At 53.6% G+C, this 23,171-nt stretch carries 21 protein-coding genes; 11 read left to right on the forward strand and 10 right to left on the reverse strand.

Going from position 1 to position 23,171, the window contains the following annotated elements:
- A complete protein-coding gene (locus A3L14_RS05450) occupies nt 1-651 on the reverse strand; it encodes a phosphoribosyltransferase (protein ID WP_055428752.1) in 651 nt (216 codons plus the stop codon).
- A 90-nt stretch (nt 652-741) separates the two neighbouring features.
- Entirely contained in the window at nt 742-4,590 is a 3,849-nt protein-coding gene (locus A3L14_RS05455) for an Eco57I restriction-modification methylase domain-containing protein (protein ID WP_074631236.1), read from the reverse strand.
- On the opposite strand from A3L14_RS05455, the gene A3L14_RS05460 reads away from it, so the two are divergent.
- Nucleotides 4,580-4,900, forward strand: coding sequence for a hypothetical protein (locus A3L14_RS05460; RefSeq protein WP_083391971.1), 321 nt, complete (start codon nt 4,580-4,582; stop codon nt 4,898-4,900). The two genes, A3L14_RS05455 and A3L14_RS05460, sit on opposite strands and share 11 nt — an antisense overlap.
- Entirely contained in the window at nt 4,897-5,364 is a 468-nt protein-coding gene (locus A3L14_RS05465) for a PIN domain-containing protein (RefSeq protein WP_055428756.1), read from the forward strand. The genes A3L14_RS05460 and A3L14_RS05465 overlap by 4 nt, the downstream gene beginning before the upstream one ends.
- On the opposite strand, the gene cysS is transcribed toward A3L14_RS05465, so the two are convergent.
- Together cysS and A3L14_RS05475 are read right to left on the reverse strand one after the other, a co-directional pair.
- Nucleotides 5,354-6,784, reverse strand: a complete 1,431-nt coding sequence (cysS, locus tag A3L14_RS05470) for a cysteine--tRNA ligase (protein WP_074631235.1) — start codon at nt 6,782-6,784, stop codon at nt 5,354-5,356. The two genes, A3L14_RS05465 and cysS, sit on opposite strands and share 11 nt — an antisense overlap.
- A gap of 42 nt (nt 6,785-6,826) precedes the next feature.
- Nucleotides 6,827-8,038 carry an L-lactate MFS transporter gene (locus A3L14_RS05475; RefSeq protein WP_157726979.1) on the reverse strand — a complete coding sequence of 404 codons (1,212 nt, stop codon included), beginning with the start codon at nt 8,036-8,038 and terminating at the stop codon, nt 6,827-6,829.
- A gap of 114 nt (nt 8,039-8,152) precedes the next feature.
- On the opposite strand from A3L14_RS05475, the gene A3L14_RS05480 reads away from it, so the two are divergent.
- From A3L14_RS05480 to A3L14_RS05500, 5 genes are read left to right on the forward strand one after another with little or no spacing between them, the layout of a single operon-like run.
- Complete coding sequence (locus tag A3L14_RS05480; RefSeq protein ID WP_055428759.1) at nt 8,153-9,241, forward strand: FKBP-type peptidyl-prolyl cis-trans isomerase; 1,089 nt, start codon at nt 8,153-8,155, stop codon at nt 9,239-9,241.
- A gap of 33 nt (nt 9,242-9,274) precedes the next feature.
- Nucleotides 9,275-9,877 (forward strand): CPBP family archaeomyxosortase MrtA, encoded by a 603-nt coding sequence (gene mrtA, locus A3L14_RS05485; RefSeq protein ID WP_055428760.1) that lies wholly within the window; start codon nt 9,275-9,277, stop codon nt 9,875-9,877.
- 39 nt (nt 9,878-9,916) lie between these two features.
- Complete coding sequence (locus tag A3L14_RS05490) at nt 9,917-10,663, forward strand: heparan-alpha-glucosaminide N-acetyltransferase (protein WP_055428761.1); 747 nt, start codon at nt 9,917-9,919, stop codon at nt 10,661-10,663.
- 38 nt (nt 10,664-10,701) lie between these two features.
- Nucleotides 10,702-11,316, forward strand: a complete 615-nt coding sequence (locus A3L14_RS05495; protein WP_055428762.1) for a hypothetical protein — start codon at nt 10,702-10,704, stop codon at nt 11,314-11,316.
- The gene (locus tag A3L14_RS05500; RefSeq protein WP_055428763.1) at nt 11,294-12,427 is read left to right on the forward strand and encodes a hypothetical protein; all 1,134 of its coding nucleotides are present in this window, start codon (nt 11,294-11,296) and stop codon (nt 12,425-12,427) included. The genes A3L14_RS05495 and A3L14_RS05500 overlap by 23 nt, the downstream gene beginning before the upstream one ends.
- A 5-nt stretch (nt 12,428-12,432) precedes the next feature.
- Here A3L14_RS05500 and A3L14_RS05505 read toward each other — a convergent pair whose 3' ends face one another.
- The 6 genes from A3L14_RS05505 to A3L14_RS05530 form a co-directional block, all read right to left on the reverse strand.
- Nucleotides 12,433-14,328, reverse strand: coding sequence for an ATP-binding cassette domain-containing protein (locus tag A3L14_RS05505; RefSeq protein WP_055428764.1), 1,896 nt, complete (start codon nt 14,326-14,328; stop codon nt 12,433-12,435).
- A gap of 40 nt (nt 14,329-14,368) precedes the next feature.
- The gene (gene thiD / locus A3L14_RS05510; protein WP_088886114.1) at nt 14,369-15,661 is read right to left on the reverse strand and encodes a bifunctional hydroxymethylpyrimidine kinase/phosphomethylpyrimidine kinase; all 1,293 of its coding nucleotides are present in this window, start codon (nt 15,659-15,661) and stop codon (nt 14,369-14,371) included.
- Nucleotide 15,662: 1 nt separating this feature from the next.
- The gene (gene thiE / locus A3L14_RS05515) at nt 15,663-16,280 is read right to left on the reverse strand and encodes a thiamine phosphate synthase (protein ID WP_055428765.1); all 618 of its coding nucleotides are present in this window, start codon (nt 16,278-16,280) and stop codon (nt 15,663-15,665) included.
- Between the two features lies 1 nt (nt 16,281).
- Complete coding sequence (gene thiM / locus A3L14_RS05520; RefSeq protein WP_055428766.1) at nt 16,282-17,073, reverse strand: hydroxyethylthiazole kinase; 792 nt, start codon at nt 17,071-17,073, stop codon at nt 16,282-16,284.
- A gap of 1 nt (nt 17,074) precedes the next feature.
- Nucleotides 17,075-17,833: a sulfide-dependent adenosine diphosphate thiazole synthase gene (locus A3L14_RS05525; RefSeq protein WP_055428767.1), complete on the reverse strand. Its 759-nt coding sequence runs from the start codon at nt 17,831-17,833 to the stop codon at nt 17,075-17,077.
- A gap of 129 nt (nt 17,834-17,962) precedes the next feature.
- On the reverse strand, nt 17,963-19,546 hold the full coding sequence (locus tag A3L14_RS05530) for a hypothetical protein (protein ID WP_088886115.1): 1,584 nt from the start codon (nt 19,544-19,546) through the stop codon (nt 17,963-17,965).
- Between the two features lie 141 nt (nt 19,547-19,687).
- Here A3L14_RS05530 and thiC point away from each other — a divergent pair, with 141 nt between their 5' ends.
- From thiC to A3L14_RS05550, 4 genes are read left to right on the forward strand one after another with little or no spacing between them, the layout of a single operon-like run.
- Complete coding sequence (gene thiC / locus A3L14_RS05535; RefSeq protein ID WP_055428769.1) at nt 19,688-20,977, forward strand: phosphomethylpyrimidine synthase ThiC; 1,290 nt, start codon at nt 19,688-19,690, stop codon at nt 20,975-20,977.
- Nucleotides 20,974-21,633 carry a phosphoribosylaminoimidazolesuccinocarboxamide synthase gene (locus tag A3L14_RS05540; RefSeq protein WP_055428770.1) on the forward strand — a complete coding sequence of 220 codons (660 nt, stop codon included), beginning with the start codon at nt 20,974-20,976 and terminating at the stop codon, nt 21,631-21,633. The genes thiC and A3L14_RS05540 overlap by 4 nt, the downstream gene beginning before the upstream one ends.
- The gene (locus tag A3L14_RS05545) at nt 21,630-22,562 is read left to right on the forward strand and encodes a formate--phosphoribosylaminoimidazolecarboxamide ligase (protein WP_055428771.1); all 933 of its coding nucleotides are present in this window, start codon (nt 21,630-21,632) and stop codon (nt 22,560-22,562) included. The genes A3L14_RS05540 and A3L14_RS05545 overlap by 4 nt, the downstream gene beginning before the upstream one ends.
- Nucleotides 22,559-23,146 carry an IMP cyclohydrolase gene (locus tag A3L14_RS05550; RefSeq protein WP_055428772.1) on the forward strand — a complete coding sequence of 196 codons (588 nt, stop codon included), beginning with the start codon at nt 22,559-22,561 and terminating at the stop codon, nt 23,144-23,146. Before A3L14_RS05545 ends, A3L14_RS05550 begins: the two co-directional genes overlap by 4 nt.
- Nucleotides 23,147-23,171 lie beyond the last annotated feature (25 nt).

A 23,171-nucleotide genomic window follows, 5' to 3' on the forward strand; every position in this document is an offset into this window, starting at 1 on the left:
TCATGGGGCTTTGCGCCAGGCTCCCTCCCGGAACTTAAAAAGCTTTCTTCTTTCGGCCATGCGGAGGGCTTCCTCAAGCTTGCCTTTCGGAACCTCAATGTTATGGAGCTCTTTGAACAGCCCGATGATTTCATCGGTGGTTAAAGCGTCTCTCTCCTCAAAGAGGTTGCCGACGAGGTTTATCATGTCCTCGACGAAGTTCCATGGGAAGACTATCCAGGCCCAGTCGATTTCCTCGCCGTAGTAGTCCGGCTTAAAGCGTGAGCCCTTTATGGTGAGGAGCGTTGCAACTTTTATCTCTGCCGGCTTCTGTTCCTCGACGTAGTTCTTTGCGAGCGTTAGGCTCTCACCGGTGTCGCTGATATCGTCCACTATGAGGACTTTCTTCCCGCCCAGATTGTAGTTACTGCCGTACTTGAGCTTGGCCTTTCCGTCCGGGGTGGCGGTAACACCCCAGTGCTCGACCTTGAGGCTGACGAGGTCCTTGACACCGAGGTAGTCGCAGTAGAGTCTTGCCGCAACCCAGCCTCCTCTGGCGAGGCCGACTATAACGTCGGGCCTCCAGCCGTCCTCCAGAACCTTCCAGGCACCTTCCTTTGCCCACCTTTCTATGTCCTCCCAAGAAGCGAGATAAGCCGGAAACTTCTTCATTGGATTTCCCTTAACGGAGCAAGGGGAAGGTTATATTTAAGCGTTACGCTCGGAGCTTTGACGTGAAAGTGGCAAAAGAAGGGGATGGAATCAAAGCTTTGATAGGTGCTCGATCACGGAGTCAATGTAGTTCTGATCCTTTCCGAGGCTTTCAAGGACGAGTCTTGTTTCCTCGATTGTTAGGCCGTAGAGCTTGAAAACTAAGGCGTCAAGGTAGGCCTCGTTCTCCCTCACGATACCGAGGAAGGAGGTAAGGTGTTTGGCGTTGGCCTTTTCTTTCACGATGGCCGTTATTCTCTCAGTCTCGGTCGGGCTTCCGTCTATCGTCGGGACGGTCGTCTTGCTCAGGACATCACTGAGAGTTCTTACCTTCCTCCTCGACTCTAACAGCGACAGTATAGAGAAATAGACGTGCTCAAGGAGCTCCTCCTTCCCTTCGAGTTCGAGGACGGGCGTGAGTATGTCCCCTTCCCTTCCGAGGAGTTTTAAAACTCCATCCTTCAGCTCAAGCTCAAAGCCATCGTATTCGGTTCCCTCGTCAGATATTATCCCGACGTCGGTGAAGAAGAGCCTCTCCTGAGGAAGCCTGCCGACTCCCTTCTCCCACGTTTCGATGAGCTTTCTCAGGGTTAGCTTTTTGTTCCCGAGCTTTTCGCTCCATTCCTCCCAGAGGGACCTGACGAGGTGGTGCTTTTTGAGGAGGTCTATGATTTCTTCCACTGTGTCCTCTATCTCCTCAACTAGGGCTTTTTCTTCGTCGGTAGAGGGGAGTTTGATTGGGAGGGTTCTAATGGCATTTTTATCATATGAATAAAATCCGCCCTCAAATTCGGAAGCAATTTGTTTGACCCGCCAATCTGCAATTGAACTATTTAAGGATGCTACTAAAAATTTAACAGATACTTGGTCCCTCCATTTTTCTTTTGTTATAATTCCATAGCCTCCCCCGGCACCGCATGTTAAGTAGAACTTACCACTGTTATCAATCGCAAATGTGGAACGATTAGCTAAGGTCTTTCCTACAGCCTTTGGAAGTTCAAATTTATCGTGATTTTTTTCGTAGATATACCCGTACCAATAGGGATTATTCCTCATCTTACCTCTTTCCCGGTTCTCTAAGATTTTTCGGTTTTCTAAGAGATACTGCCATGTTTTTGGATATTTTGTCCTTAACTCGTTTTCATCGATGATTTTAGACTTCCTTCTACCATTTTCTTGGACTATTCTGTATGGGAAGAGAAGCAAGTTTTTGTATTCCAAAATTGTCCATCTTTTAGTGTCTCTGTTCTTTAACAAGGGCTTTAAAAGATTTTTTTCAAGCAAATGCTCTCTATTTGTGGCCTTCGAATATACCAGATAATAATCTCCTCTCTCCTCCCTTAATTCAAGGATATAAACTTGATCTGCGCTTGTCTGCACTCCAACGAAAATATCGGCAACCTCCTCTAGCCTCACACTCCCCTCATGAACCTTCTTCACGATCTTCCTTTCTTTCTCCGTCAGGAAGACCCAGGGCTTTTCCGAGAGCTCTTCCTCAGGAACTTCAATGACGTTCAGTCTCTGCTCGTTCCACTTCTCTGGTTCCCTAACTGCCCTCAACTGTTCGATGCTCTCCTTGAGCTCCTCCACCTTAGCGTAGGTGAGCCTCTCGTTTTTCGCCTTTCTGAGAACCAGTATCATCGTGTAGGTCGTTGCACCCTTGAACACCTGCCCGTCGCCGAAGTCGATGATTAGCCTGACGGCCTTTTCCTTCGCGAGTATCCCCCTCATCTTTTCCCCGTAGTCGGCCTTCATCCACTTCTTGGTGACGATGAAGCCGAGCTCGCCGTTATCTCTCAGGAGTGAATAGCCGCGCTCGATGAACGGAATGGCCAAATCATAGTTCTTGTGTGAGCTCTCGTAGAACCGGTTAAGGAACTCCACATACTCCGGGCTCTCCTTCTTGAGATTCTGTATCCTCACGTACGGCGGGTTGCCGACTATGAAGTCAAAGCCTCCCCGGACCGAGCCATCTTTACCGAAAAAGGCCATGAAGAAGTCCAGCGGGTGATGGATAAAGCGGTTGTTGAGCTTCTCCGCTTTCTCTCCAAGTTTTTCTTTCAAAAGCTCACGGTATTTTTCGTCGAGCCCTTCCCTAAGGGAGTCTTTTATCTCTCGTATCTCTTCGAGGACTTCTAAGTTTTCTGGGTTCTCTATAAACTCCTCCCACAGCTCAAGGAGTCTCTTAACTTCCTCTCTTCCTTCAAGGGTTTCTGGCTCGGAGAAACCCATGAGCGAGTCGCCGCTTACCAGGTTGAGGCTCAGGTTTGGCAGGACGTGTTCGTTCTCTCCCAGGTTATCCCAGCGGAAGGCCTTGGGGTTGAGCTTTATCAGTTCCCTCCAGAGGTTCATCTTCGCGACTTCAACCGCGTTCTCGTCCAGATCGACGGCAAAGACGTGCCTGAGAACCATCTGGGACATAAGGATTCTTTCGTCACCCGGGAAGAGCTTTCTCATCCTTGCGATGCCCTCAATGAGGTTTTTCTTCCCTACCAGCGCCGAGAAATCCCTCACTTTTTTGCCCATGAGCTGGTCTTCCTTCTTCCTGAGTTCTTCAATAACGGCTGAATAAACGCCCCACAGAGCCCTGAGAACCTTGATCAGGAACGAGCCGGAGCCGGAAGCGAGATCAGCCACCCTGATATCAAAAAGCTCCCTGCTGAGCTTTTCTGCGGTTTCAAAGTCGTTGTCTCTTATCGCTCTAGTTATGGCATCTCTGAGTTCTTCCAAGCGTTTTCCAAGGGTTTCCTCGACTATGAACTGGGTAACATATTTTGGCGTGTAGTAGATGCCCTTCTCCTTTCTTTTCTCGGCAAGGTATGTCTCGTATGCCTTTCCAAGAATGTCCTCGTCTATTTGGCTGTAGTCGTACTGGGTTATGCCCATTTTGAGCCCTGTTTCCTGCCAGGGCGTGAAGCCGAGAACCGTGGCGAGAGCGCTGTAAAAGCGCGCCCAATTCTCAGGTTCGTCCTTAACTTTCTCTAAGAGACTGTCAGAGAACAGCTCCGTGTCATAGAGCGGGTAGAAGAAGTCGTTTATCTCCTCAAGGAACTTCCTTATGAAGGATTTGTAATACCTCCCCGCAACCTTGGGTTTTTCCTTGTGCCTCTCCGCTAATTGGATTCTATCGTAAAAGGTCGTCCACTTCTTGTAGAGCCAGTTGAAGTCTATAACGCCGTAATCGTCGAGGGTCTGGATGAAGATGAACTTGTTGATGAGGTGGAGGATGAGGTGCATCTTCTCCCTTTCGTCGGCATTAAACTCAACTCCATCAAGGATTTTTATCCACTCGCGCAGGCTTTCAAAAAACCTGTCATCGAGTTCGCCCTTCTTTATGCCGTGCTCCTTTCTCTCAAGAAGCTCGTAGAGGCTTCCATATCCCTCAAGGTCGTCCGCAAGGTCGGAAAACGTCGCGTGGTAGAAGGGCTTAAACTCCCTGATGATGGTCTTGGAGCTGAAGAAGTACCAGTCATAAAGGTTCGTCAGGACTACAAACCTCGCCTGCTCGGAAAAGACGTACCTCTTTATCTGTTCCTCGTGCTCCCTCCAGTCCAGTTCGTTTCTCATGAGCTTGTTCCTCCTCAGCTCGAAGAGGCGCTTGAACTCGACGATGATTTTCCTCCCAAGGGAGTCCTTGAGTATTAGATCAACGTAGCCAGAACCAATGTTCACTTCGGGAGAACCTCTAACTCCGAGGAGCTTCATTATAGGTGAGTCTTTATAGAAGAACTTCTGCCTGAGGCTTTCTTCAGGCTTAGCCCTCTCGACGATGGCCTCTAGATACTCTCTCACGTCTTCACTATTTAGTCCAGACTTTATTTCTTCAAGCCCGGAAAGGGGGATTCTGTCCCTGAGAACGAGTTCCTCAAGGTCAGCACGAAGAGCCTTGATGTCATCCATGATTCTCACCTCTACCAACTGCACTGCAGAAAATTATAAAGATTCCGGGATACAAAATGGGGAAAGGGATATAAACTCCCTGCTAAAACTTAAAAACATGAAGGTTATCAATGTGGAGGTTCCTGACTGGGTAACGCCCGAAGAGGCTAAGCTTTGGATAGCTGAGGGTCTTGGGAGGAAGATTTCTAGGAGGATTATCCTCGAGGCCTTAGCTGAGGATATTCCACTCGACGAGAAATCCTTTGAAAATACTCGGGAAGAGGTTTGGAGCGAGATAAAGCGCAAATATCTCGAAATGGGATTAATATGAAAGTTGTCGTTGATAGCAACATTCTATTCTCCATCATAGTGTCAGGGCGAAAATCCAGAGCCTTTAGACTTCTTGAACACTATGATATCACTCTGTTTGCTCCTGAGGAAGTCATTCTTGAGTTTAAGAGGCACAAGGTCAAGCTCCAGAAATTCACGAAAGACTTTGAATATCGCACGTTCTTAGCCTTTTCAATGGTGCAGGTAATCCCTCTGGAATTCTACTCCGACAAAATCCGGGAAGCATACATTATTGCTTCAGAATTCGATGAAAAGGACACCCCGTTCATAGCGTTGGCTATGAAACTTAACCTCCCTATCTGGACTGGAGACAAAAAGATGCTCTTTGCAGCTCTTTCTACGAAGAAGTTCATTGCCCTTGATTCCACTGCTTTGGAATCCCTCTTAGAGGGAAAGACATTAGAAGAGGTCATGGGAGAAATGAAAACCCGCTTCAACCCTTAACCCTCTTCCATATCGTCCCCTGCTGGGTGTCCTCGAGCTGAATGCCCATCTCCCTGAGCTGGGCCCTTATCTTGTCCGCCAGGGCGAAGTTCCTCTCCTTTCTGAGCTGGGCGCGGACCTCTATAAGGAGCTGGATAAGGGCCTCCTCCTCACCGGCCCTCTGCTCCCTGAAGTAGTCCTCAAAGAGACCGAAGACCTCGCTGACGATCCTGAAGAACTCCCACGCCTTCCTGAGGATGCTCTCCTTTGGTCTTTCGACCCTGCTGAGGTACCTGTTTACCGCGCCGCTTACCTCGAAGACGGCCTTGAGTGCCTCTGCCGTGTTGAAGTCGTCGTCCATCGCCTCGTAGAACTTCTTCCTCGCATTCCGTATCGCCTCGTAGGCCTCGAACTCTTCTTTGTCCCACTTAAAGGAAATCTCTGCCTTCTCCATGGCCACGCGGATGTTCTCAAGGGTGTTGTAAAGCCTCTCCAGGTTGTTCCTGGCGTGCTCCATGCCCTCCTCAGTGTAGTCGAGCGGCGAGCGGTAGTGCCTCTGGAGGACGAAGAGTCTGATGACCTCTGGGTCGTAGCGTTCGAGCATCTCCCGTATCGTCACGAAGTTGCCGAGGCTCTTGCTCATCTTCTCGCCGTTGACCATCAGGAAGCCGGTGTGGAGCCAGTATTTGACCCACTGCTGGCCGGTGCATGCCTCGGTCTGGGCTATCTCGTTCTCGTGGTGCGGGAAGATGAGGTCGTTGCCGCCGCCGTGGATGTCGAAGCTCTCTCCGAGGTACTTAGTGCTCATCGTGGAGCACTCTATGTGCCAGCCGGGCCTTCCCTCGCCCCATGGGCTTTCCCATTTGGGCTCCCCGGGCTTGGCCTTCTTCCAGAGGGCAAAGTCTTCAGGGTTCTTCTTGCCCTCGCCGGGCTCAACTCTTGCACCCTTCCTGAGCTCTTCAAGCTTTATCCCGCTGAGCTTTCCGTACTCCCTGAACCTCTGAACCTCGAAGTAAACGCCGTCAGAGCCTTCGTAGGCGTAGCCCTTCTCCTCCAGCTTTTTCACGAAGTCTATGATGTCCTCGATGTGCTCGGTAACACGCGGGTAAATATCGGCTGGCTTGACCTTGAGGGCTTTCATGTCCTCAAGGAAGTACTTCAGAAACTTCTCGGCGAGCTCCTTTGGGTCTTCCCCGGTCTCGTTGGCCCTCCGGATTATCTTGTCGTCTATGTCCGTGAAGTTCATGACCATTAGAACCGTGTAACCGCGGTGCTCCAGGTACCTTCGGATGACGTCGAAGGCTATGTATGTCCGGGCATGCCCGAGGTGAGTGTAATCGTAGACCGTCGGCCCACAGACGTACATCCTGACCTCGCCTTCCCGTAAGGGCCTGAACTCCTCCTTCTGTTTCGTCAGGGTGTTGTACACTCTTATGGCCATCTTCTCACCACCGGGGGAACTTTGGAAGGTTCTTTTATTAGGTTATCGTTTGTGGAGGATACCCGCCCTCTTCATGGCTATCACGACGAGCGCTCCCGCCCCGGAGAGAATTCCCGCTCCGATGAACGCGGGGGAATAGTCAATCGAGCCGCCCATGATCCATGATGCGAGGGTTGGCGACAGGGAAGCCAGGCCGAAGGCGGTAAAGAGCAGCCCGTAGTTGGCCCCCATGTTTCTGACGCCGAAAGCCAGAGCCGTCAGGGTAGGGAATGACGCGAGCGTTACCGCAAAACTCCAGCCTATGATAGCGCTGGCGAGGTACAGGGGGATGTCGCTGGTGACCAGGAACGGAAAGGCCAGAAGTGTAGCCGCCTGGAGGAGGTACGTAACGTCCATGACCATCAGGGGGCCATATCTGTCGTTGAGGAGGCCAGATAAAGGCCTCCCGAAGCCGTTGAAGAAGGAGAATATCGAGATGGCCAGTGCGGCACGTGAGGGGCTCAGGTTCAGCACCTGCTCCCCGTAGACCGGGACGAGGCCTATCACGATAAACCCCCCTGAAGCCACGAGCGCAAATGTCAGCCACAGCATCCAGAAAGTGGGAGTTCGGATGGCTTTCCTCGGCCCGATGTCGTCCTCAGTGTTTGAACTCCCTTTTCTGGCCGGCACATGGAAGCTCTCCGGTGGATTCTTGACCAGCAGAGACGCCAGGAAGCCAAGCCCCCCGGTTATGAAGCCAAGGGCAAGGAAGGTGGTGGGTATCCCGAGGGTCGGTATCAGGTGCCTGGCCTTCAGGGGCGCAAAGAGCATTGCGGCTATCCCAAATCCCATCACAGCTATCGATATCGCTAGGGCAGGCCTGTCCGGGAACCACTTTCTTGCCGGGGGTGTTGTCGACGCGTAGACCAGACCGCAGCCGAGGCCGCCTATGAGTCCATAGGTTATGACCAGCCACCAGGGGCTCTGAAACCTCCCGACGAGTGAAGCGAGAGAATACGCCACCACAAAGAGCAGGGAGCCAAGCATGGCGGTCTTTCTGGGCCCCTTAACGTCCTGCATCCTGCCGGCAGGGAACATCGTCAGTGTAAAGACTATCATGAAGACGGTGTATGGCAGAACTGCCTCCGCCCTGCTCCAGCCGAAGGCCTTCATCATGGGGTAGACGAAGACGCCCCACGCGTAGGAAATACCCCCGACGAGGCCCATCAGAAAGGTTCCAACGAGAACTACCCATCTCTGTGTACTCGTCACCACTTTTCCCAACATGTCCTGAAATGAACGTCTTAAAACCCTTTCGGATTCAGTCCCCGGCAAAAGCTTAAAAACCGACTCCTTCAATCGGGGTTAGAGCAGTGAAAGGAGGTTACGGTGATGAAGGTTCAGAAGGGAGACGTCATAAGGCTCCACTACACCGGAAAGGTCAAGGAGACCGGTGAGATATTCGACACGACCTTTGAGGATGTCGCCAAGGAGGCCGGGATATACTCCGAGAAGGGAATCTACGGCCCGGTTCCGATAGCTGTGGGAGCCGGCCACGTTCTCAAGGGACTGGATGAACAGCTTGAGGGCCTTGAGGTTGGAAAGAAGTACGAGATAATCGTCCCGCCCGAGAAGGGCTTCGGAAAGCGCGACCCCAAGCTCATAAAGACCTTCACCCTCGGCCAGTTCAGGAGGCAGGGCATCTACCCGTTCCCGGGAATGCCCGTCGAGATAGAGACCGAGAGCGGGAGGAAGCTCAAGGGCAAGGTTCTCACGGTCAGCGGCGGTCGCGTTAGGGTCGACTTCAACCACCCCTACGCCGGCAAGCACCTCGTATATGAGGTTGAGATCGTCGAGAAGATTGAAGACCCCATCGAGAAGGTCAAGGCCCTCATAGAGCTCCGCATGCCGGTGGTCGACACCGAGAAGGTCATCATTGAGGTCGGTGAAAAGGACGTTGCCGTTGACTTCGGCCAGCTTCTCAATGAAATCGACAAGAACACCCTTGTCCTCGGTGAGATACTCCTTGAGAGCGATCTCAAGTTCATAGGCTACGAGGAGGTCACCTTCAAACCGAGCGTTGAGGAGCTCCTCAAGCCTCCTGAGGAGGAGAAAGAGGTCGCCGAGCTTGAGGGAGAGGCCAGCGAGCCCCTCGTCGAGAAGGCTGAGGCTGCTGAGCCAGCGGAAACAGAGACAGGGGAAAAGCCTGCCGAAGAGATGAAGGAAGAGCCCGCCGGGGAGACCGCTGAAGACACCAAGGAAGGGGTAAAGACTGAGGAAGCCGCCGAGGAGAAGGCCAAAGAACCAAAGGAAGCCGAGGAGCCCGAAGAGACAGAGAAAGAGGAGAAGCCCAAGAGGAAGACCACGAGGAAGAGCACCAAGGGCAGGAAGACACGCAGGACGACCACCAAGAAGACCACCAGCAAGAAGAAGGCCAAGGCCGCCGAGGAGAAGAGCGAGGAATCCAAGGAGGAGTGAAAGACTTTTATCCTCCTCCCCCAACTTTTCTCCATGAGTGTCAGGAGAAATCCCTGGGTTCTCTACATTGCACTGCTACCGTTCATCCTCCTCGTCCGCTCCACCGGGGGCGGAATCTTCCAGTGGGCAGGCTACAACCTTCTTTTCTACTTCGCTTCACCCCTGCTCCTCGCAAGTCTGCTTGGCTTTAAGCCCGCCGAACTGGGGGTGAAGGTTGGAAAGAAAGAGGGTTATGAGCTGGCACTGATACTGTTTCTGCTGACGATCCCTCTGAGCCTCTATGGCACGACCGTGCCCTCTATGAAGGAGTACTACCCGATATTCGAGTACTCCGGTTGGGGCGACTTCCTCCTCAAGGAGCTGGCCATTGGGGTGATAATGTTCTCCCACGAGGCGTTCTACAGGGGATTTATGCTCTTTCCGCTCGCCAGGAAGAACGAGTGGCTCGGCATACTCGCACAGGACATCCCCTACACGCTCGTGCACATCGGCAAGCCGGGAATAGAGGTTCCCTACTCTTTCGTGGCGGGGATAGTCTTCGCCAAGATCGACCTCAAGAGCGGGAGCTTTCTTCCAAGCTTCCTGCTCCACTGGTTCGGGTCGCTTCTCTTTGATATTCTCTGCGTCCTCCTCTGAGCGAAAGGTCTATTTAGGGGAAGGCATAAACTCCTTACTATGTTCGACTCCGAGATATACACCGACCGCCGCTACTGGGAAATCGACCTGCTCCGCGGCATCGGAATAACGATGATGGTGGTCTCGAACTTCGTGACGGACTTAGGGCTGTTCCTTAACTACTCCTCCCACAGGACTTTCTGGATGGGATTTGCGGTCACCACTGCCACTATATTCGTCTTCGCCTCCGGCCTCTCGATGTGGATAAGCTACTCCAGAACGCTGGGAAAAAAGCCTAATCCCCACTGGAAGTATCTCAGGCGCTTTTTCAAGCTCTTCGGTCTCGGGTTGCTGATTACGGCTGTAACTTATTCCCTTGGCATGACGATCCATTTTGGGATCCTCCACTTCCTCGGCCTTGCAACGCTCCTCGGAATGCTTTTTTACAGGTTTGGGCGCTTTAACGTGCTCTGGGCGGTGTTTTTTATTCTGGGACATCTGGTTCTCAGGAACTTCCACGATGGGCTCTGGCTCCTGCCTATTGGAATAATGCCGGAAAACTATTTCACCCCTGACTACTTCCCGATATTCCCCTGGTTCGGGGTCTTCTTACTCGGAATGACTGCGGGGAGCGTTCTCTATCCTGACGGGAGGAGAAAAAGGGATATTGGCCTCCCGTCGAGTCCATTAGTTCACTTCGTTGCCTTTGCCGGGAGGCACACACTCCTGATTTACGTGGTTCACCAGCCGATCCTCGTGGGCCTGCTGAGGCTCATCTACGGTCCTCTTCCCGGCCTTCCAATCTAACCGGAAAATTTAAAAGGCTCATTCCAACTTCAAATCGTATGATAGTGGAAATCAGAGCCGTGCCAGAGGATAACGATCCAAAGGAGTGCATAAAGAGGGCCGCGCTCGACGCGCTGGTGGACGAGACGGTCCGCGTTCCAGGGAAATTCACGAGCGCACTTTTTCACCCGGGACCCTGGGAACGTTTTAAGGAATGTGCCCGACCAAAGGCGAGTGTCGAGTTCTCGGCGGGAGGTTTATTCATCGCCCGGGGCGAGGAGGACTATCTCAGATTCGCGGAAGGAATTTTAAGCATCGGGGCCCTCGCAAGGGGCAGGTTCATGCGGACCTTCCAGCTGGCGGAACTTACCGGAACTCCCCTACTGGCGGACCCTCTTGATGATGGAATAAGACTGTCGTTCGCGGGCTTCTACGGCGCGGTAGTGCTTTCCCCTGGTGAAATAACCTTCTCGACAGAGGATTCGGCCATGAAGGTTCCCCTTGGAGATTTTCTCAGAGCTGAGGAGCACTTCTTGAGCTCCCTTGCCTTTGACCTCGGAGAGCTCTTTGAGGTCTGCTCAAAGCACGGGCTTGAGAGGGCGTTCCTTGAGAACACCCGGCCGGTGAGGCTTCTCCTGAAGGTGGTTGGCTATGAGAACAGGCTGGAATATTGAGACGGAAAGGGAATCCCTCCTTGAGAGACTCGCGGAGCTGGCGAAGACCGGGGACTTCCTTGAGTACCTCCGCTTTGAGTGGGACGACTACGGAATTTTAAGCCTCTGGCAGGGAGACCTCCTCGTCTTCGGGGCGGACGTGTTTCTCGGGAGCGCGCTGGAGGAGCTGGCCCTTTTGAACTTTCACCTGCTAGATGTCAAACCGCCTATCGACGTTGGAGAGCTGCGTAGGGCCAAGCTAGATGAGAGGCCATTCTACCGGGCCCTCGCGGGGAAGAACTTCGATGTGTTCCTGGAGGAGCATCCCGTGGTGAGCCTTGGCTCCTACGATCCCGGGATAGACCTGCACCTGGTGAGGGACGGGGAAACCCTGAAGGTTCTTTCCCTCAAATGGTACGGGCCTCATCAGGAGCTCTACTTTGAAGTCCCCCTTGAGGAGTGGCTTGATTCAACTGTGGAGCTCTTCGCGATGATAGTTAGGGATTTCGAGAAAATGAGGGAGACGCTCCTCAGGTACGGCCTCGCGAATGCCCCTCATAAAATCGGACGATATCGGGCACTGCTGAGGGGGCTCATTGATGCCAATCCAATTGACGTTGACGCCCTTCCGATGGCCTACGCTCCATGGGATGTTGATGAAGTCGTCAGAACCGCCTCTGAGCTATTGTTTATGGGGAGCATTGAGGGTGCAAAGTGTGTCCTCGACTCGCTCGAGAACCCCAATCACTACAGGCAGGCCCTTTTCAGAGTCCACAGCAAGCCTGAGATTCTCGAAAGTCTCTACCGTCTCCTCGAAAAGCCGTACCGGTCCGAGATGTTATCCCATCTGGCGTACCTCTACACGGTGGAAGGAAAGCCTGAAGAGGGAGAGAGGATTGCGAAGGAGCTCAGGAGTGATACAGCCTACTGGAATCTCGCCCTGGGACTCATAAGAACCGAACATTATGGAGATGCCTTTGAAGCGGGAAAAAAGATCAAAAACCCCTGGCTCAGGGGAGAGGTTCTCCTCAAAATCTATTTCGAGCGGCCGGGGCTGGCCGGGGAAATAAAGGAGAAAGCCCCTGAACACGTGAGGGTTTTCATTGATGAGAAGGAAAAAGGGAGATTATGATTTCTTCATAGTTTAGATATCCTTGCCGTCCCGTAGCCGACGAAGAGCACCTTGTCCGGATCCAAAGCCTTTAGAACCTCCGGCCTGTGGGTAATTATGAGCGCCGTTATGCCCGCCTCCCTTACTATCTCCGCGACCTTCTTGGCCACCCTCATTGCCGTGAGCGTATCGAGGTGGGCCGCGAACTCGTCCATCAGGAGGAGGTTTGGCTTCTCGGCCAGAAGCGAGGCTATCTTTGCCCTCTCTTTTTGCCCGGTGCTCAGCTCCGAGAACCTGGCCCTATACAGCACCGCATCGCTCAGGCCGGCCCTGTTGAGTATCTCCACCGCGGCGTTTATGTCCCTGATCTTCCGGTAAACGTGCTCCAAGATACTCTCGGAGCCGAAGTTGGGCTCGAACTCACCGGGTATCAGGACGGAGGCCTTTACGTTCCCGGGCACCTCTATCCGACCGGTGGTTGGTCTGTATTTCTCCTCCCACCAGCCGTTTGCAGAGCCGAGGATCAGCCTCAGGAGAGTCGTCTTCCCGGCCCCGCTCGCACCCACTATTGCAACCAGCTCCCCGGGCCCTATCTCGAAGTTGAGGTTCCTCAGGACAGGCCTCTGAATGACGCGGTGCCTTACGCCGAAAGCCTTCAGAAGTTCCTGAATCTCCTCCGGCAATCCCCTAATGTCGAGCTCGCTCTCGAAGACCTTGGAGACGTTGACGAAGCGTATCGGCCCGTTCAGGGGTTCAACATTCCCGTAGCTTGGCCTCCAAAGCCTTCCTTCGGGAGGTGCGTAGGGGTCTTCCTTCAAAAAGAGGTCAATGTATTCTCTGGCGTCTTCGCTCAGCGGGTAGAATAGGACGGGCCTCCCGCTCGCCGTCTCCCAGAGGAACTTGAAGCCGACCTTCTCGAAGAAGGGGTTGTACCTCGCCATCTGGGCTATTGTCTCGACGAGGTGCTTCCTCTTCCTCATCTCGGGAACCCTGCGCTCGGCTATCCATTCGAGGGCGGATTTAACGCTTAACTGCCCCAGTCCATCGGAGCGGTAGTCTGGATGAACCACAACGCGCGCAATCCTCGCTCCAGCGGTGTTGGTCTCCGCCAAGGCCTTCCATTTGGCCTCTTCCCAGAGGTATGAGCGCGCTATTCTTTTCTTGTATTTCTTCCTCAGCTCCTCGTAAAGCTCTCTCATTATCCTCTCAGGCCAGAAAGCCGGGTGAAACCACTCCTCCGGGAATACCTTTTCCCGGATGTTTTTCTCAACTTCGCCGTTCGGCAGTCTGCGGTGCATGAGGGGTATGGGCGGGTCAATCCGGACGTAGCTCAGGATCTTTGGCTCGTACTCCTCCCTTTCGACGAGCTCAAGGATCAGGAAACGCGATGCCGGAGTAGAACCCTTTATCTCAAGGATGTGCACATCCTCGCTCCCGCAGACGGGACATCTCTGCTTGGTGTTTGCCTCGAAGATGTGCCCGTTCTCACAGCGCCACAGGGCGACCTTCTCCTTCTGGCTCGCGTAGTGGTACTGCTCAAGCTCCGCTATGGCCTCAAAATCGCTCTCGTATCTGGCCTCCCTCGCGCGGAGTCTGTAGGTGTAGAGCAGCTCACCGGTTAAAGGCGAGTAGCGCTTTGCCTCGACGGTTTTCTCGAAGAGGGGCCAGACCGGGATTTTATCCCCACCGTAGAACTTCCAGAGACGGTAGTCGTCGAAGTCAAGGACCTTAGCCCCGTTTCTCTCCCCCGGCTCGTTGAGAACCTCTATCTCCACCTCGTCGCCCGTCAGGAACCACTGGGCGACATTACCCGTCATGTAGAGGCGGTATTTTCCCTCCCCGGCCTCAACTTCAAGGATTCCAAACCAGCGGTGTTTGAAGCGCGGGATTTCGCTCCCGACGACCTTCCCGCGTATCATCATGATGACCACCCCTATGAACTCGTCGCCAAAGGTTATAACGTTAGCCCAGAAGTTCCTTAACTTTTCTCACAACCTCCCGCGCGTCCCTTCCGAAGACCAGAACCATCGGCTCCTTGCCCCAGTCGCCGAGGTGGTATATTACGTCGGGCCTCTCCCTGACCCTCCTTATCGCCGTCTCTATACCCCATTCCATCGTTCCCCTCTCGGCTCTCTTTACTTCCCCCGGCTCCTCCCGCCTGTCGTAGAAGGAAACCGTGAGGCCCAGTTTTTCTGTCCTCTCGATGAGCTCCCTTGAATAGCGGAGGTTGATAACAGCCCTTACCTCAGGATAAAACTCGCGGAACTTGAGGAGGGCTCGTTTTAGGTGGTCCGACGCGTTTAGCTCGACCGGTCCAATTGGTTTAATCGTTTTTCCGTAGCGCACTATCCTGCCCTTCACCGCGAAGACCTCGCCTTGGGGAGTGGCGTAGGCGAAGTTCGTCCCAACCTCCGGAACGAAGGGATTCAAAAGCTCACCCATCTCCACGAGTCTTTTCACTGCATTTTTGAGCCCTGAATAGGTCCTCCAGCGCTCGACGTCGATTTCAAGCGGTGCGAGGGGATTGATGCACTTGCCCTCGCTGGAGGAGAACACTATCGCAGTTTCAACGAAGCGCTTTGCTTCCTCCACGGCCTCCGGAAGCCCCATCCCCTTGGCGAGGAGGGAAGCCAAAGCCGAGGAAAATGCGCAGCCCGTTCCGTGGGTGAAGCCTTCAATCATTTCACCCCGGAACTCGTAGAACTCTCCATTCCAGTAGAGGACGTCGGTGTAGTCGAGGTGTCCCCCCTTAACGACGGCCGTCTTGGCTCCGAACTCATCAACGAGAATCCTGGCAGCCTTCTTCATGTCCTCAACGCTTGAAACCTTCATCCCCGTAAGCTTCTCGGCCTCTGGAACGTTCGGCGTGACTATAGAACCTGGAATCAGGAGGTCCTTTAGCGTCTCGACGCCTTCCACGTCTATCAGGGGATGACCGGTGGAGGAAGTCAAAACAGGGTCAAGAACCCTCAAAAGGCCCCTCGTTTCCTCGGCGACTATTTTTACAGCCTCCCCGCTCCCAAGCACGCCCACTTTGACTGCCTTAATATCGAAGTGCCCCCTAACGGCCCGTATCTCCTCCCTCACGACCTCTGCTGGAAGGGAAAAATAGCCGGAAACCTTCTCGGGGTTCTGGTAGGTAACCGAAGTGAGAACCGGGAGCGGGTGCTCCCCTAAAGCCGAGACCGTCTCGATGTCCGCTTTTAGACCCGCTCCACCGCCGGTGTCGAGGCCCGCTATTATCAAGACGGCCATGTCAAACACCCCCAACGACGTTTTTCAGTTCTTGAGTGGCTTTTTTGACGTCGGGGGCACACATAACGGTGGAGATGACCGCCACGCCGTCCACACCGGTCTTCATGACCTCCCCCGCGTTCTCCTGGGTTATTCCCCCTATGGCAACCACAGGAATGCTGACCCTTTTGACTACCTCCCTGAGGCCCCCAAGCCCCAGTATCCGGGCTTCCGGCTTTGTGGGGGTTGAAAAAACCGCCCCCGCTCCCAGATAATCGGCCCCAAGCTCTTCCGCCTTCAGGGCCTCATCCACACTGTAAACAGAGGCACCCACTATGAGATTGGGCGCAACATTCTTTGCCACCTCTATTGGTATGTCTCCAGGCCCCAGCTGAACACCGTCCGCATCGAGGGCAATGGCCAGGTCTATCCTGTCGTCAACGAAGAAGAGGGCCCCATATTCCCGGGTCAGCTTTCTTATCTCCCTTCCCGCGAGATAGGCTTCCCTTGCGGTAACACTTTTTGCTCTGAGCTGGATTGATGTGGCGCCTCCCTCAAGGGCCTCCCTGACGCGCCGAACCTCCTCCCTATCCCCGCGGGCTGTAATAACATAAAGGCGGAGGGCCTTGCGGAGCCCCAACTCAAACCCCCCTTACCTTCGCCATCCTGACTACAGTCTCTGAGTCTATGGCGTAGAGGTAGTCGTAGAGCCTGACGTGGAACGTGCCCGGGTACTTGGCCTCGCTCGCAAGCTCCGCCGCGACCTCAAAGGTCACGAGGGCCGAGACCGTCGCCTTCAGGGGCTCCTCTACCGCAAGGAATGCCCCAGTGATAGCGGTTGCCATGCATCCCGTCCCGGTGACTTTTCCAAGGAGCTTGTGGCCGTTTTCCACGGCATAAGTTCTTTTTCCGTCGCTTACAAAGTCCACCGGACCTGTCACCGCCACGACCGTTCCGAACTCCCCGGCGGCCCTCTCGGCGAGCTGGCTCGCAGACTCAAGGGAGTATTCAGCGGAATCAACACCTCTTGTCTTCCCGTGCTCTCCGAGGAGGGCAGAAATCTCCCCAAAATTTCCCCTGATAACGGAGATATCGCCCATCTCAAGGAGCTTCATGGCGGTTGATGTCCTCAGTTTCGTCGCCCCTGCTCCGACGGGGTCGAGCACAACGGGCTTTCCAAGCTCGGAAGCCGCTTTAACTGCTTTTTCCATCGAGGCTATCCAGGGGGGAGAGAGGGTGCCTATGTTTATCACAAGCGAATCCGCTATGGATACCATCTCCCCGACCTCTTCAATGGCATGCGCCATAACCGGCGATGCCCCAAGGGCGAGGAGGGCGTTGGCGGTCTCGTTCATGACTACGTAGTTGGTGATGTTGTGGACGAGGGGCCTCTTCTCTCTCACTTTTCTGAGGGCGTCTCCAATCCACTCCATCTCAACCCCTCCCCAGCTTTTCTAGAATTTCGAAGGCCGCTTTCCTTCCGCTCAGGAACATTCCGCCGAATATCGGGCCCATTCTCGGGGCACCGCTTATCGCGTTCGCGGCCATTCCAGTGACGTAGAGGCCGGGAAAGATTTCCCTTGTGTGCTCGACGGTCAGTTCTTCACCCTTCTCGGCCCACATCGGACCCTCCCCGGGAACCTCAAGCATGCCGCGCCTGACGAGGTGCTGACTTATCTGCGCCCCGTGACCCGTTGAATCGATTACAAACTTCGCCTCAACTGTTAAAGGGTCCACGTGGAGGCCCGTCATGAGAACCGGCGTCCAGTTGATTACTATTCCAGCCACGCGGTCGTCCTTGACAACCAGGTCCTCGACCTCGACCATGTTGAAGAACCGCACACCTGCCTTTACAGCCTTGCTCGCTATCGTCGTTGCCGTCTCGATTGCATCCGCCACGTAGAGGCCTTTTCCGAGGGGCTTGTACGTTATCCCGAACTCGTCGAGGATTTCCCTTGCTTCTTCCTGCACGACTATTTTGTTGAAGCCCATCGCGCCGCCCCAGATTCCGCCGCCGATTGAGAGCTTCTTCTCGAAGACCGCAACCTTGGCCCCGTTCTTGGCGAGGTAGTAGCTGGCAACCATTCCCGAGGGGCCCGCGCCCACAATAGCGACGTCGAGGCTCAAGCTCTCGAGAAGCTCCCTCGTGTAGGCCTCGATTATCGCCCTGCTTATCTCCATCTCCCTCATCATAGCCACCACCCAAAACCTTTTAAGCCGCGGTAAAAACTGAGTTTTTAAATTTAAAAACTTTGTTATAAACGGGTTTTAAAAATCAGCTTTAGACCATAAATCTACAGATAAAATCAAAAAGGGTGGAAATCAATGATCTGTTGGGTTTTCAGGATTCTCCATGGGACAGTACCTCTTGTGTGGATCACAGGGAGGATTGTATCCTAAACTCCCAGGTATGAAGATATCTCCGAACATTCCCGTGAGGGGATATTTCCTGCCCTTGTACTCAAGCCTAACCTTACTGGAGTATATCGTGAGACGAACGTTGGTGTCTTTGTACGTTTCTTTTAGTGCCAATGAGACGCTGACCAGTGAGGACGTTCTTGTTTCTTTGGTTAACCCCACACCAATCGCCAAGGTAAAAGGTGCAACTTTTGTGTTTCCGCTTCCGATGATACCCAGTACCGGCGCTGAAGCCGAAAACAGTGGAAGAGTGTCCACCCTGTGACCAAAGTAGTAAGTATTGGTGAGGATTCCTCCCTTGCCCTCGATATTACCTTTAGTATCCCAATACCAATGCACGAACCACATAGTTCTACTCATTGGCCCACCACTATTTCTTGGCCATCCGGGTTCAACGAATTTCCTTAGACTCATGTCCTTTTCATCAGGCTTTCCAAGAATCACATAGGCATAAGTGTCCAGGGGCTTCTTGTTCCAGACTTTCCCGTTGACATAGTCCACTCTATAGAGCCTGTACTTAGAAAATACAGCACTTCCCCCAATCCCTGCCCCGACAACAGATGGTGATGTTAATTCTGAGCCCCATATCTTAACTGTCGATTCCGGGATCCTTAGTGATCTACTGTCTATTGTGTAGGAATAACCCAGTATTTTTCCCTCCCCTGAACCGCCGACACTGCCTTTCTCAATAGCTCCCACTGCAGAAAAAGCCAGCTCCGCACTGTTGTCAGATATTGCATCATAATTCAAAGAAATGAAAATGCTGTTCACCTTATCAGTATCGCCAGTCACTTGGAAAGCGGCCACTGGAATGATGCTGGCCCTCCCCAATGTCTTCTCGTGGAACCACTCGAAGCAGTACCATGTCCAATCACCGTCCTCATAGAACGGAGGTGAACATGAAGATCCTAATAGTGATGATCCATCGGAAGACGCGCCTACAATTTCCCTTGGGATTACTCTTTTGGAATCATGGAGGATCTTCTCAACTTCGCTTTTGCTATAAAGCCTGCTCAATGCTGAATTATTGAGTTGGACTTTAACTCTCATTCCAGACACGATTCTGCCAATGTTGAGGGGAACCGTTTTCATGAAGTAGTTTAGATTGCCGTCTCTGTCAACCGTAGTCCCCAGCAGAAGCAGTGAAGGTTTAACACTCTCGGGGTTTATGCCTTCTGCCCTCAGGTATCTATTCCATTCACGCATGGCGTAAAGTACCCGGCGGAAGTCTATTGAGATTTTGCCTTTGCCGGAATACACTCCAAGATCCACCATAGAGCCGTTGGGCATGAGCATTGAGACCGTGACCGTTGCTGGGTCGCTGGTTGGTAGCTCGACCTCAAAGGAGGGGCCAAGAAACGTGCCCCTGTAATACTCAACCTTCGTTCCGGCGTACTCCATTGAGGTTATGGGAATCTGCAACGCGGCTGAAAGTGCCGTTAATACTAAGCCTAAACCTACCAAAATTGCTATTATTAGTTTTTTCATAATGTCACCTCAACAGCTAATAATACTTACAACTTTAAAAAGTTTTCTCCAGGCATCAAAAACCTTTTAAGGCCCGCTAAAAACTAAGTTTTGAAATTTAAAAACTTTGTTATAAACGGGTTTTAAAACCGGGTGATGGGAATGACCCAGCTTGAGGAGGCCAAACGCGGGGTAATCACGGAGGAGATGAAGTTCATCGCCGAGAGGGAAAGCATAGACCCCGAAAAGCTCAGGAGGAGCGTGGCCAAAGGACACACCGTCATCTTCCGCAACGTCCGCCACGACTGGGTGAAGCCCGTCGCGGTCGGCGACGTCGTTCGTGTGAAGGTGAACGCCAACATAGGCACCTCCCGTGACATCGTCGACCTCAAGGCCGAGATAGAGAAGGCTAAGGTGGCCATAAGATACGGCGCTGACACGATAATGGACCTCTCCACCGGCGGTGACCTCGACTCCATAAGGAAGGCCATAATGCACGCCGTTGACGTCCCCATCGGAACGGTGCCGATTTACCAGGCCGCCGAGGAGATGCTGGCCAAGGGGAAGGCCATCATCGAGATGAGCGAGGACGACATGTGGAAAGCTGTTGAGAAGCACTTCAAGGACGGCGTTGATTACACGACCATTCACGTTGGAGTAACCAGGGAAGTCGTCGAGAAGATGACGAGGGTAAAGAGAGTTGTCGGCATGATCTCGCGCGGAGGAACATTTTTGGCGGCATGGATACTCCACTGGGGCGAGGAGAACCCCTTCTACAGGGACTACGACTACCTTCTCGAGCTGGCCAAAGAGTACGACATCGTTCTCAGCCTCGGCGACGGGTTAAGACCGGGTGGACTTCCAGATGCCGGCGATGAGCTTCAAATAGCGGAACTCTACACCCTCGGGAGGCTCGTGAAGCGCGCGAGGGAAGCGGGCGTCCAGACGATGGTCGAGGGGCCGGGCCACGTCCCGATTGACCAGATACCGATGCAGATAAAGCTCGCCAAGGTTGCAACAGACAACGCGCCCTTTTACGTCCTCGGCCCGCTCGTCACGGACATCTTCCCGGGCTACGATCACATAAGCGCGGCCATAGGCGGGGCGATAGCGGCCATGAACGGCGCAGACTTCCTCTGCTACGTAACGCCGGCGGAGCACCTCGGACTGCCAACGGTGGAGCACGTGAGGGAGGGCGTGATTGCAGCAAAGATAGCGGCCCACGCCGTCAATTTGACCCGCTTCGAGGCGGACTTCAGGAAGGACTACCTCATGAGCGTCGCGAGGGGCAGGCTCGACTGGGCAAAGCAGTTCGAGCTGAGCGGGGACAGGGACAGGTTCATTGAGATAAGGAAGGAGAGGCCTACAAAGACCGAGGCATGCTCGATGTGCGGTGACCTCTGCGCGATAAAGCTCATCAACGACATGCTGAGGAAGGGTGAGGCCGAGTGAGGCTCATCTACCGCGGCAAAACGAAGGACGTTTACGAGGATGGCCCGTATCTAGTCTTTTACTTCAAGGACTCCCTGCTGGGCGAAGACGGCAGAGAGGACACGGGTGGCAACGAGGTGATAGGCGAGAGACCGGGCAAGGGGAGTGCAGTTCTCGGGCAGACGGAGTTCTTCTTCAGCCTGCTGGAAAGGAACGGGATAAGGACCCACTTCGTCGAGCGGATTGACGAGAGAAGGGCACGCTTTCTGAAGGCAGAGAGGATTCCGCTGGAGACTATATACCGCTTTAAGGCTTACGGAAGCTTTCTCAGGAGATACAGATGCTGGGTGAAGTCCCTCCAAGAGCTGGGAATAGTTGAGTTCACCCTCAAGGACGACTCGCTCGGCGACCCACTCATAACCGAAGAAGCAATATTACAGCTAGGTATAGCGAGCGAAGGGGAGCTGGAGAAAATGAAGGAGGTAACGAAAAGGGTCGCCGAAATCCTGGCGGAGTTCTTCTCCGCAAAGGGGCTTGAGCTAATAGACTTCAAGCTGGAGTTCGGCAGGCTGAACGGGGGGCTAATCATCATCGATGAGCTTAGCGGGGACACGATGCGCGTTATGAAGGGTGGAAGGCTTTTGAGCCAGGAAGAGCTCCTGGAGGTGGTAGAATGATAATCTCCACCATAGCTTCCCATTCCTCACTTCAGATACTCCTAGGGGTAAAGAGAGAGGGTTTCAGAACGAGGCTCTACGTCAAACCGGGCAGAAAGGCTTTCTATTCCTCTATCCCGCCTGTCGATGAAATCGTCGTAACGGAAAACATGAGGGAAGTACTCGGTGATGACGGCATCATCGTACCCCACGGCTCTTTCGTGGCATACCTTGGCATAGAGGCCATCGAGAAAGCAAAGGCTAAGTTCTTCGGCAACAAGCGTTTCCTCAAGTGGGAAACCAGCTTTGAACTGCAGGATAAGGCCCTCGACGAGGCAGGGATTCCGAGGGTTGAAGTAGTTGAACCAGAAGAGGCTAAGCCAGACGAGCTTTACTTTGTCCGCCTTGAGGGGCCGAGGGGCGGAAGCGGGCACTTCTTGGCTTACGGTTATGAACTGGAGGAGAAGATCAAAGGCCTGAGCGAACCCTACAGGATTGAACGCTTCACAGACGGCGTTTACCTCTACGTTCACTTCTTCTATTCGCCGATTTTAAACCGTTTGGAGCTCTTTGGCGTTGATGAGCGCCTGGTCATCGCGGACGCAAACAAGAGGCGGCCCTTCAGGACCCTCCCTTACACCATAGCAGGAAACAAGGCCGTAGCGCTGAGAGAGTCGCTCATTCCAGTGCTCTACGATTACGGATTGGCCTTCGTCGAGGCCATGGAGGAGCTTGAACCTCCCGGCATCGTAGGTCCCTTCGCCCTCCACTTCGCCTACGACGGAAACTTCAAGGCGATAGGCTTTGCCTCGCGGATAGACGGTGGCTCGAACGCGCTCCACTGGTACGGACGGCTCTACTGGGACGAGCCCATGAGCGTGGGCAGGAGGATAGCGCGCGAGATTAAGCTTGCCCTCGAGAAGGACCGCCTTAAGGAGGTGGTTACGTGACCTACACGGGTAGAACTCTGGGAATCGGCCTGATGAACGGCAAACCCTTCGCCTTCTACCTTCTCTGCTCCCGCTCCTTCCCGAAGAGAAAGGTCATCGTTAAAGGAAGGGCAGTTTACATCGAGAACTTAACAGAGACGGACAACCCCTACGTGAGCTACCCAGTCGTGAGGCTCCTCGATGAGTACACCGTAGTCACCAACGGCCTCCAGACGGACTTTATTGCTCAAACCCTTGAGTGGGAGAGCCCCAGGAAGGCTCTAATCCACGTCCTCGATGCCCTCGACTACGAAAGGGACAATTACAGCACGCCGAGAATAGCGGGTATAATCGGGACCGATAGCAGGGGCTGGCTTGGCTTCGCCGGCAGGGACGAGTTCTGGGTGAAGACTCTGGGACTCAAAGATGGAAAGGCCTTCGTAACGGCAACATACGATCTCGGCCTTGTCGAGCTCGATTTCCCGGTCTTTGGGAGTGCAGAGGAGCTTGCCGAGAAGGCTATGGAGTTGCCCTTCGAGAACAGGGTGCTCGCGATTGGTGTGGTTAGTGAGGGTAGTAAGTGGAAAGTGAGGGCCTTTCCCTAAACATTTTTATGCCCTTCGTCGAACG

The sequence above is a fragment of the Thermococcus thioreducens genome, from assembly GCF_002214545.1.
GTDB classification, from domain to species: Archaea; Methanobacteriota_B; Thermococci; order Thermococcales; family Thermococcaceae; genus Thermococcus; species Thermococcus thioreducens.